Raw genomic sequence first — 10,239 nt, forward strand, 5'->3', positions numbered from 1 at the left:
TAAGTATTGAGGTGCAAATAATTAGTTGTTTCAATGCGTGTATTAAAATTAAATCATGTCGCTACAGCGGGAATCCATACTTCATATTTGTTCCATAACGCGTTGTTTAATACAATAATATTGGATGCTGTGTGGTTGCGCGCAGTGTTCTGCGCCATAGTCGAAAGTCTCAAGGTGGGCTCTGTCAACGCTATCGTGCCAAGCCTCACAATCCACTCCCCACGCGCAAGCATAAAGGCAACCCTTATCCACCAGCCACACAGTGACCTGTTTGCGCCAAAGTTCGCTGACAGATTCATCTGGAACAATGACAGCTCGAAATGGCCGCACCGCCAAATCGGGCAAGAGTGTCTCTGGTCGAAGATGTAAATAGCTGACCGTCATTCAGAGAATCCCATCCTTTGCGCGCCTTAGTGCTTCCTTACACTGCGTTTCCTAATGGCAGCTTTCCCCAACATTCCTGTCGTTCGGGTCGCATTTGGATCACCCTGAAAGCTGCCCTCTGCTGCATCGCATGGTGCGATGAATATACGGTCCGTTTCAGGGCGCGCGTTGGGGAGCTGGAACGTCCGGCACGTTGGCGGAAGTCACCAGAGAGCTGGTTTAGCGACCATCAGCCAGAACACAGTGGTTAGTCCTATGAACGCTGGCCAGCCAAGGACAAACCACTGGCGCATGGCGCGACGGTAGTCCGCACCTAACACCGTGCCGGATTCAGCCGCTTGCTGCGCCAGCCGCTGCGCCTTGATCTGGAGCCAGACCACCGGAACCCAGCAGGCAAAGGCAATCACGTAAAGCACGTATGTCGCTAACAGCCACGGTTCAATCAGAGAATAACCGGCAAGCTTGATTAGCACGAGGCCGCTTGCGGGCTGCACAACGCCGCTGGTACCCGTGAAAATCCAATCCGCCTTGACGACCATTCGCCCCACCTTGGCGATCAGTGCAGCGTCGCCGGTGAGGTGAGCGTTCCAAAGGTACCAAGCCGTGCCAGCCCCGAAACCAAACAGTACAGTGCTGCTGACGATATGGAGCCATTTCACCAAGAGATAGGCTTCCATTAGCGCTTGTCCCCGATCACCCCGTAAATCGCAATGACAGCCAAGATCGGCAGGTTCTTGAGTAGGGGGCCGAGGGGATCAAGCCACAGCTCTGGAAGTGCCAATCCGATCACCAGCGTATAGCCAACGACGACCAGCAGTTGGGTCGCCGCCGCGCGCGCAGCGGAACGATCGAACAGTAGTTGCGCGGCGACCCCAACGTCGAGCAGACTGCTGCCAAGCTGCAAGGGCTTGCTCCAGCTTGCGGGCAAGCCAACTGCCTCCAGCAGCTGCCCGGTTTGCGTGGCACCATGGAACAGCCCCAGCCAGGCCGATGCCAGCCACATCACTAACAGGATGGCTTGTAGCGCCGGCGCGAGGAAGAACAGGCGGGCGTGCCAGCGATCTTGCACCTGTGCCGGACGATTCCGAAGCGCAGTGTCTAGGCTGCGTGGTGTAAAGCCGATCGCTTCGACAAATGCCTCGCTGTTGCCCGTGTTGCCCGCGATCATCTGCGCGAGGCTGTTGGTCGAGATGGGGCCATCGCCAAGCCAGTCTCCCATCCGCCCCAGCAGCCGCATCACTGGCATTGGCACGGGGAGGAAGCGCGTCATACCGAAACCGAGCCATACTCGGTAACGTGTCAGCAACTGGCGTAAGGTCAGCGTCTCAGGCCCGGCCGGTTCGATGATTTGGCGCGGGGGCACATGTCCCTCGCTCGCAAGACGTACCGCGCGCGCCAGATCACGAACATGAAGTGGCGTGAACGCAAATGAGCCATCACCTGGAATGGGCGTGACCAACGGCAGCCCGGCCATGCCGCGCATGAGCGACGTGCCGCCATAGCTGCCATCGCCATAGATCAGCGACGGTCTCAAGATCGTCCAATCCAGTGTAGTTGCACGCAAGGCGTCCTCACCTGCGAGCTTTGACTGCGCATAGTCGGTCGGCACGTCCGCGCGGGCACTGATTGCCGAGATCAGTACGATGCGCTTTACCCGTGCTTGCTCTGCGGCTTCGTGCAACGCCTGAGGCATGGCGACATGAACCGCGTCCATTTCGGGACCACGTAGGAGACCCGCCGCATTGACGATCACATCGACGCTGGCGACGTGACTGCTCCAGTCGCTCGGTTGGAGCGCCCGGGCGAGATCGATACGGACAAAGCTGGCTTCGGGAAATGCCTCGGCGAGTGAACCTATGGAGCGGACGGTTCCGATGACATCGTGACCGGCCGCCAACAGGTCGACCAGAATGTGCCTGCCGATGAATCCACCAGCTCCGAGAAGAAGAACGCGCATGTACCCTCCATGCGCGTCGCTAGCACTAAGACGGTAATGAATGAAGGGTAGCTGCTGGACCTGCGAGAGCATCGTGTGAACGACCGCGATGTCAGCGCGTTGCTGGCCTTTGCGTGCTTAGCCAGCTGCCACAATCGAATGTTCCAATCGCACATCGTCGAGTAGTCGCTCGATCGCGGCGCACTGCACATCAGTGCCGCTTAGGCTGACATCCCAATTGCAATGGGCATGTGTCGCCGTATCGCGCACGATCACCCTGCCAAGCGCCCGCTGCCATATTTGCGAAGTGCCGCCTCTCTCCCGGACAAGGCGGGCGATAAGCATCTGTTCGAGGTCGGTGGCGGTCATCATGCTGACTGCTTAGCTGCTGCTGGCAATCAGGCAAGCAGACATTCGGCGCCAATCTGGACAGGCAACGGTGGGTTTCGAGGATCGCCTGCGGAGCGGTAAACGCCCGCTATGTCAGCGGAGAATCACCAGCTGCTTTCGGTCCCGCTCCGCGCCAAATATTCTCGCGACGGACACGTTGTTATGCGCTGACTTGCATTCTCCAATGCCTTCCTTTGACAGCACCAGCCCCCGCCATCATGGTTCCATGTTGGCGGGGGAGTGCCACCACGATGTCTTTGAAACGGGTATTTGAACCAATTGAAATTGGGGGAATTACGATCCCCAATCGTATCGCGCGCGCTGGCCATGGTACGCATCTTGGCCGCGGGACATACAACGAAGATATTGTCGCTTATCATCTGGCCCGGGCGAAGGGGGGCTGCGGTCTTTCTGTCGTCGACTCTGCCAGCGTCCATCCATCAAGCAAAATCACACTCGCCAATCAGGACGATGCGATCATTCCGGGCTTTCAGACGCTGATGCGGGCCGTTCGGCCCCATGGCATGCGGGTGTTCCATCAGTTGTATCATGGCGGCCATATCACGCCGGGCGAAGATGGCGCCCCCGGCTGGTCTGCCTCTGCCATTCCAAGCCCCGTCACGGGTGCTCCTGCGCTGGCAATGAGCACGGGTCAGATTGGAGAAGTGGTAAACGCGTTTGCCGACGCTGCGGCCCGGTGCCGGGAGGGTATGCTCGACGGCGTCGAGGTCCATGCCGCCCATGGCTATCTCCTCCATCAATTTCTCTCGCCCCTGACAAACCACCGGACCGATCTGTATGGCGGACCGATCGAGAACCGGATGCGCTTTCTGCGCGAGGTACTGGTCGCGATCAGGGCCAAAGTTTCCCGCGACATCGCCGTAGGCGTGCGTGTAAGTGCGAGTGCCGCGCCCGGGGGCGTGACGGAAGCCGATCTGAATTTCGTCCTTCACCAATTGCAGCGCGAAAATCTCATCGATTACGTCAGCGCTTCCTACGGCGATTACTCCGATATCGGCGCGACAGTGGGGGCGATGGATCGCCCCGTTGGCTATCAGTTGCCATCGGTTAGCCAAACCCTGGCGGACCTTACTATCCCGAGAATGATCACAGGCCGTTACCGCACCCTCGAAGACGCCGAACAGGCTCTTCGGGAAGGAGCAGGCGATCTCGTATCGATGGTCCGCGCACATATCGCAGACCCCGATATTGTCCGCAAAAGCAAGGCAGGCCATTCAGATCGCGTGCGCCCCTGCATCGGGTGCAATCAAGGGTGCATCGGTGGCTTGATCCGTGATGCCCGAATTGGTTGTCTGGTAAATCCGACCGCCGGACACGAACGCACACAATCGGAAGATGATTTCCCATCACCCGTGCACAAGAGGCGCGTAGTGATCGTTGGTGGTGGCCCAGCCGGGATGGAGGCAGCCAGGCGATGCGCTGTAGCCGGGCATCACGTGATCCTGATGGAGGCAGCGCCGCAGCTCGGCGGCATGGCGGCCATCGCCCGGCGCGCCAGCGGATTTCATGCGATTGGTGATATACTGGACTGGCTGGAGCGGGAGATGTACCGGCTCGGGGTCGATGTTCGCCTTTCGACATATGCGGATGCGGACACCGTCCGGAATGAGGCACCTGATGTCGTGGTCATCGCAACGGGCGCAACGGCGCTAGAGCCTCTGTGGGTGAGCAATGGGACACAGGCGACGCAGGCGATGCGACATTCCCCGGTCATGTCCTCCATCGATGCAATCATGTCGCCGCAAGGAACCAAAGGGCGTACAGCATTGGTTTATGACGACGTTGGGCATTTTGAAGCGGTTGCCGTGACCGAAACGCTTCTGGAGCGGGGTATAGCCGTAACCTTCGCAACGCCATTTTCATCGCCGTTTCCCTATGTTCAAACGACATCGCGCGCGCACGGCATCCTCCGCAAATGGGCACTGCGCAACGTTGAGCTTGTCGAAAACACCACGATCCACACGATGGATGACGATACATTTGTCACCGATTCCGGACGTGAAATTCAGGCCGATATGGCTGTCTTCGTTACGCAGAAATCAGCGAACGACGATCTTTATCAGAACCTATCGCAATCGATTGTCGACCTGCACCTGATTGGCGATGCCCACACCGCAGGGGACATCCAGACTGCCATCCGCGCAGGAGCCGAGATCGCGAGGAAAATATCATCGTCAAAACCAATCAGCATGATTGGATGACTTCAGATTGCTGGCAGCGACGTCGCGTTGACCGCCAGTTCTCATTAGCCACGACTATTGGGCGGCAGAATGATGTGCGAGTGCGGTGGTTCATGCGATGAATTTACGGCAGGTTCCAGCAAGCTGTTGTGGCACTTGAAATGTACACTTCTGAGCGAAAGCGGCCCTTACCTCTCCGAACGTTACGCACAAATTGCGTCGCAATCATCGGATGAATCAATCCGCTATGTAACGGCGATGAGATGCTAGTACATCGCGTACTAGCAATGAAAATGCCGCACCAATGACAGGTGGATCGAACGGCTGAGGCAACTGGGAGAAATCGCGATGACAAACCCCATTCTGGATCGGCGTGATTTTTTCGGCGGGACCGGGCTCGTCGCGCTCGCGGCATTGGGCGGAACCCCAGCACTGGCGCAGACAATGGCTGGCGGTAATGTAGCCTCTGGCGATGAGGCGATTCTGAGCGAGGGAATGGCCCATCTGGCAGGTGTCATCGGAAGTTTTCCTTCCCAGTTTGCCGCGCTGGGTGCGCCTGCAACAGCATTGGATATGGCGGAAGGCTATCGACTGTTTATCCGCTATCTTACCATCGGTATCGATCAATATGTCCAATATGGCGATCCGGCCTTTCCGGCATTTCATCAAAACACACGCGATGGTGTGCGAAAGTTTGCCGGCGACAGTCCTGAGCAACTCTACGATGGAGTGAGCGTCTCCGCGGATCACGACTATGTGATCACGGGCGATTTGCGCGAAACGGCGCTCATTGAGTTCACACTCTATTCTGGTGCACTTCGTGCGGGATCGACGCAGCGGCGGCTGATTGCCAGCCTTACGGATGAAACGTTAAAACGGGGAACGGACGGCAGCTTTACCGTGCATATCAACCGCAAGGGAGAAGGTGAGAATGCCATCCGTCTGGAGCCTGACGCCTCCTCTCTACTGGTCCGCCGTTACCTGCGCGATCCGCGCAAGGATCGGCCCCGGCCGCTCTTGATAGAGCGGGTCAGTGCCGGGCCTTCCTTTCCCCCCCTGAAGGCAGAGGCGCTGAGCAAGGCGATTGTGGCTGCGGCTGACTTCGCCATGTGGAATGTGAAGACATGGGCAAAATGGGTCGTCGAACGCGACCGCGCCGTTCGGATCAATGCACTGGGCGCGTTTCAAGATACCGGCGATATCTACACGCCGGCAGGGCATCGCTATTTATCCGGCTATTGGAGGGTGCCAGATGACAAGGCCTTGATGATTTCCTTCAAGCCGCCACCAGAAGCGTATTGGAGCTTTGTGCCGATGAACTTCTGGATGGAATCATTCGAATGGCGCTTTGGCAACCAAGTCTTTGCAAGCAGCTTCGCCACTCCGTTAAGCGAAGACGGCTACGCTCGTTTTGCATTGGCTTCCCGTGACCCAGGCGTGAAGAACTTCCAGTGGATTGAAACCATGGGGCACAATGAAGGGCCGATGTCATTGAGATTGGCGCGTTATGAGGGGGCTATGCCTGACATTCGTTGCGAGCTCGTGCCGTTACGAAGTTAATGCGCCTGCAGCGGCATGCAAAACCGTATTCATCTTCCCGGGTAGCGCGAATTATTCGTCCGATTGCTCGTCCAGCAAGGACGTAATCGGGGAGCCTCCATGTCATCCGGTTCACATTGACTGAATGCAGCGACATTATCCTTGAGCATCCCGCGCCCGGCACGCAAGCCCTTCAGGGAAGCAAAGTTACGGATCGATGGATCGGAGAAGGGCAAGGAGCCCAATCGGCCGTTGATTGATCTGCTCGCGCAGGCGCGGGAGGTGCAACAGCTTGTGATGGCCTCACCGGAACTGGCTCTGCATCAGCTGGCCAAGCGGGAAAGGCGGTGCCGCAAGCAACTCACCAAGCTGCTGCGGATCAGCTATCTCTGTCCCCGGATTGTGGAAGCGATACTCGAAGGCACGCAACCGATGGCCATCACGCGCATGCACCTTCTTGAGATGGAGCTGCCCATCATATGGACGCAGCAGGAGGAGCTGTTCGGCCTCGCCGCCTGATCATCAGCTTCGGCATATACGAACCTCGTCTCCCTATGTGAGGCGAGGTTTTTTCCTGCAGAGATTTTGGCCGACCTGGGCGGCAGGAGGCACCGCTCCGAAGCGTCTCTCGCCCAAGGGCAAAGTGCATATGCCGCTGAGGGCCGCATAACTGCGCCACTCACGCGAAGAGATGGTGTGCCCGAAGGCAATGATCAGATGTTCTTGCTAAATGATTGGTGCGCGACGCAGTGGGGAGCGTCCGCGTCTCTTTTTATCGCGAATTCCCTGTTTAACAGGGAATATATTGGCCAAATTCGTGAGTGCTGCGGATATTGGCGTGCAACCACCTGTTATATAGCCGTAATTCACGGAAATTCGTGTCCCGGATCAGGGAAATAATATTCCCGGAACAGGGAATTTACGCGCGTGAACAGGGATCATTTTCTGTCATGGCGATCTGCGCCTTCAAGATGCAGTCCACCGTCCCGCAAGACCGAAAAACATAAAAGGAAAGTCATCAAATCGGGCGATTTAAAAATGTGCGATCCAGAGTGATTTTTCACTTGCCACGAATCATTGGCGGTCGTTACCAATACCTCGAATCCAAGCCATGGGGTGCGGGTTTTAATAAAGGGAAGAAAGATGGTCGAGGTTTAACCCCGGCGCTTCGCCCTTGCCATGGGAAAGCTCCGGTTAACACAAAGGAGCATGAAAATGGCAAAACTGAGTATCGAGTACCGGCCAATTGGGGACTTAAAGCCCAGGCCCACCAACCCCCGCACACATTCCAAAAAGCAGATCGAGCAGATCGCTGCGTCTATCCATCGGTTTGGCTTTACCAATCCCGTGCTGATCGATGATGGCAACGGCGTGATTGCCGGACACGGCAGGCTGGAAGCGGCAAAACTGATCGGCATGGATGAAGTGCCCACAGTGCGTCTGTCGGATATGCGCGAAGCTGAGATCAGGGCTTATGTCATTGCCGACAATCGCCTCGCTGAAAATGCGGGATGGGATCGCGAACTGCTGGCCCTCGAGTTTGCGTATCTGAGTGCACTGGACATCGATCTGGATGTCACCATTACCGGGTTCGAACTGCCCGAGATCGATATCCTGCTGGATGAACTACACGCTGCACCTGCGATCGATAGCGATGGCGCCGATAATAGTTGTCCGGATGTAACCGATGGCCCAGCTGTCACCCGGTCTGGTGATCTGTGGGTGATTGGCGATCACAAGCTGTACTGCGGCGATGCGCTTGAGAAGGCGAGCTATGATATCCTGATGGGTGACGAGCGGGCGCAGATGGTCTTTACCGATCCGCCTTATAATGTCCCGATTGAGGGGCATGTCTCCGGCCTTGGCCGTATCCGCCACCGCGAATTTGCCATGGCCTCCGGAGAAATGACGCGTGAGGAATTTACCCGCTTCCTTGTTGACGTCATGACGCGCCTTGCCGCCTATTCGGCAGAAGGGGCCCTGCACTTCATGTGCATGGATTGGCGCCATGCGCATGAGCTGCTGATGGCAGGTGACGGCGTCTATGATGAGCTGAAGAACATCTGCGTCTGGGCCAAGACCAATGCCGGGATGGGTTCGCTCTATCGTTCGCAGCACGAACTGGTGTTCGTGTTCAAGTCGGGCACTACGGCACACATCAACAATGTCGAACTGGGCCGCCATGGCCGCAACCGGACCAATGTCTGGACCTATGCCGGGGTAAACGGTTTTGGTCAGGACCGCGGTGACCTGGCGCTCCATCCAACGGTGAAGCCTGTCGACCTTGTCGCCGATGCCATCAGGGACTGTTCGCATCGCAAGGGTATCGTGCTTGATGCCTTTGGGGGCTCGGGTACGACACTGATTGCTGCAGAACGCACCGGACGGTTCGGCCGGGCGATCGAGATCGATCCACACTACTGCGATGTTATCGTGCGTCGGATGAAGCAGGTGTGCGGCATCGATGCCGTTCTGGCCGGCACCAGTCAGAGCTTCGCCGATGTGGAAGCTGAACGGCTCGCTTCCCTTGCCACGGAAGAGGTGACGGCATGAGCGACATGACAGACAACCCGGCAGACTACGAGGTTGGTTACGGCCGGCCGCCAAAGCACACACGCTTTCAGCCCGGACGTTCGGGCAATGTGAGTGGCAGGCGCAAGAAGAAGCCCGTGCACGAGACCGATGTGCTGCGCATTCTCGATGAACCGGTTGCGGTACGTGCGGGTAACCGGAAGAAGGAGATGGTCCCGCGGGAAATTGCGCTGCGTAAGATGGCCAAATCTGCTCTTGCCGGCGATCGCAAAGCGCTTTTTCATATACTCGATACGTTTGTACAGCATGGTGTGCTGACCACAGCGCCAGCTGCACAGCGCGTGCCGGGCGTCATCCATGTGGACACCCGCAGCATGCCTTTTGACATGGGGGTCCTTCTTCATAGCCGGTTTGGTCAGCGCAAGACGTTCACGGCTGCGCAGCGGGACTGGGCCCGTAACGCCTATCTGCATAGCCGTAGCGAGACACAGGCAAAGATCGATAGCGCAATCGGCTATCCCGATCTTCAGGAAGGCGGTGCAGTATGAGGGGCAAGCACAAGGCGCGTGGTCGTGGTCGTCCTCCCGGTTCGGTCAACACGCGCACACTGGTTCACGATCTTGCAGGCGACACGATCATGCTGCGCGATGCAGGTGGCGTATCGCGGCAGGTGTCGATAGTTGAGGCTTTACTCCTGGCCCTGCGCAATCTTGCCATGACGGGCGACATCGAAGCGGCAAAGCGGCTCGAGCAGTTGCATAGGATGCGTGTTCCTGAGCCAACCGATGGATCCACGCAAGGTCTGCTTCTCGTGCCCGAAGCGCTCAGTGTGGAGGAATGGGCCCGGCAGGAAGACATTCGCTGTCAGCATACCCAACCGCCAGAGATGCCCGCAGCAGTAGTGCAGCCTCAGGCGCACACGGCTGCTGCACCTGTTGTGCAGAGGCCTCCTTCAAACCCTGGTGGACCATCGCCCAGACGGTCAGCAAGGCTGATCCGTTAGACCAGGCTTCCATTCGCCGGTTGACCCGTACGAATGGAAGCAGATCCGCTACGCTCCGCCTACAGCCGGCCATGGCGCGGAAGGCGCTGATGAACTGACAATCAATGCGACCGCTTGATGGAGCCAATCAATGGCGTAGGTCGGGTTGGTTGTAGTTAACTACTTGACTTTCCAAAATTAAATATTGACGAAGTAAATCATTTGCGACAAAAATCTGTAGGATTGCAATCCTATTAAAACGATGTCGATCCAAG

The 10,239-nt window shown here is 57.4% G+C and carries 10 protein-coding genes; 6 read left to right on the forward strand and 4 right to left on the reverse strand.

What is annotated here, in order from left to right; translation table 11 throughout:
* Positions 1–81 precede the first annotated feature (81 nt).
* From EGO55_RS21740 to EGO55_RS10270, 4 genes are all read right to left on the reverse strand, one after another.
* Complete coding sequence (locus EGO55_RS21740; protein ID WP_124916760.1) at positions 82–384, reverse strand: DUF7684 family protein; 303 nt, start codon at positions 382–384, stop codon at positions 82–84.
* 203 nt (positions 385–587) lie between these two features.
* Positions 588–1,061, reverse strand: a complete 474-nt coding sequence (locus EGO55_RS10260; protein WP_021689502.1) for a DUF2269 family protein — start codon at positions 1,059–1,061, stop codon at positions 588–590.
* Positions 1,061–2,341 (reverse strand): SDR family oxidoreductase, encoded by a 1,281-nt coding sequence (locus EGO55_RS10265; protein ID WP_021689501.1) that lies wholly within the window; start codon positions 2,339–2,341, stop codon positions 1,061–1,063. Before EGO55_RS10265 ends, EGO55_RS10260 begins: the two co-directional genes overlap by 1 nt.
* Positions 2,342–2,458: 117 nt before the next feature.
* Positions 2,459–2,689 (reverse strand): hypothetical protein, encoded by a 231-nt coding sequence (locus EGO55_RS10270; protein ID WP_040715325.1) that lies wholly within the window; start codon positions 2,687–2,689, stop codon positions 2,459–2,461.
* Between the two features lie 272 nt (positions 2,690–2,961).
* Between EGO55_RS10270 and EGO55_RS21745 the strand changes: the two genes are divergently transcribed.
* From EGO55_RS21745 to EGO55_RS10300, 6 genes are all read left to right on the forward strand, one after another.
* Complete coding sequence (locus EGO55_RS21745) at positions 2,962–4,932, forward strand: oxidoreductase (RefSeq protein WP_021689499.1); 1,971 nt, start codon at positions 2,962–2,964, stop codon at positions 4,930–4,932.
* Positions 4,933–5,259: 327 nt separating this feature from the next.
* A complete protein-coding gene (locus tag EGO55_RS10280) occupies positions 5,260–6,471 on the forward strand; it encodes a DUF1214 domain-containing protein (RefSeq protein ID WP_021689498.1) in 1,212 nt (403 codons plus the stop codon).
* 231 nt (positions 6,472–6,702) lie between these two features.
* Positions 6,703–6,969 (forward strand): hypothetical protein, encoded by a 267-nt coding sequence (locus EGO55_RS10285; RefSeq protein WP_124916761.1) that lies wholly within the window; start codon positions 6,703–6,705, stop codon positions 6,967–6,969.
* Between the two features lie 696 nt (positions 6,970–7,665).
* Positions 7,666–9,003 carry a site-specific DNA-methyltransferase gene (locus tag EGO55_RS10290; protein ID WP_124916762.1) on the forward strand — a complete coding sequence of 446 codons (1,338 nt, stop codon included), beginning with the start codon at positions 7,666–7,668 and terminating at the stop codon, positions 9,001–9,003.
* Entirely contained in the window at positions 9,000–9,530 is a 531-nt protein-coding gene (locus tag EGO55_RS10295) for a DUF5681 domain-containing protein (RefSeq protein WP_021691919.1), read from the forward strand. Before EGO55_RS10290 ends, EGO55_RS10295 begins: the two co-directional genes overlap by 4 nt.
* Positions 9,527–9,985 (forward strand): hypothetical protein, encoded by a 459-nt coding sequence (locus EGO55_RS10300; RefSeq protein ID WP_124916763.1) that lies wholly within the window; start codon positions 9,527–9,529, stop codon positions 9,983–9,985. Before EGO55_RS10295 ends, EGO55_RS10300 begins: the two co-directional genes overlap by 4 nt.
* Positions 9,986–10,239: the final 254 nt, after the last annotated feature.

The sequence above is a fragment of the Caenibius tardaugens NBRC 16725 genome, assembly GCF_003860345.1.
Classification (GTDB): domain Bacteria; phylum Pseudomonadota; class Alphaproteobacteria; order Sphingomonadales; family Sphingomonadaceae; genus Caenibius; species Caenibius tardaugens.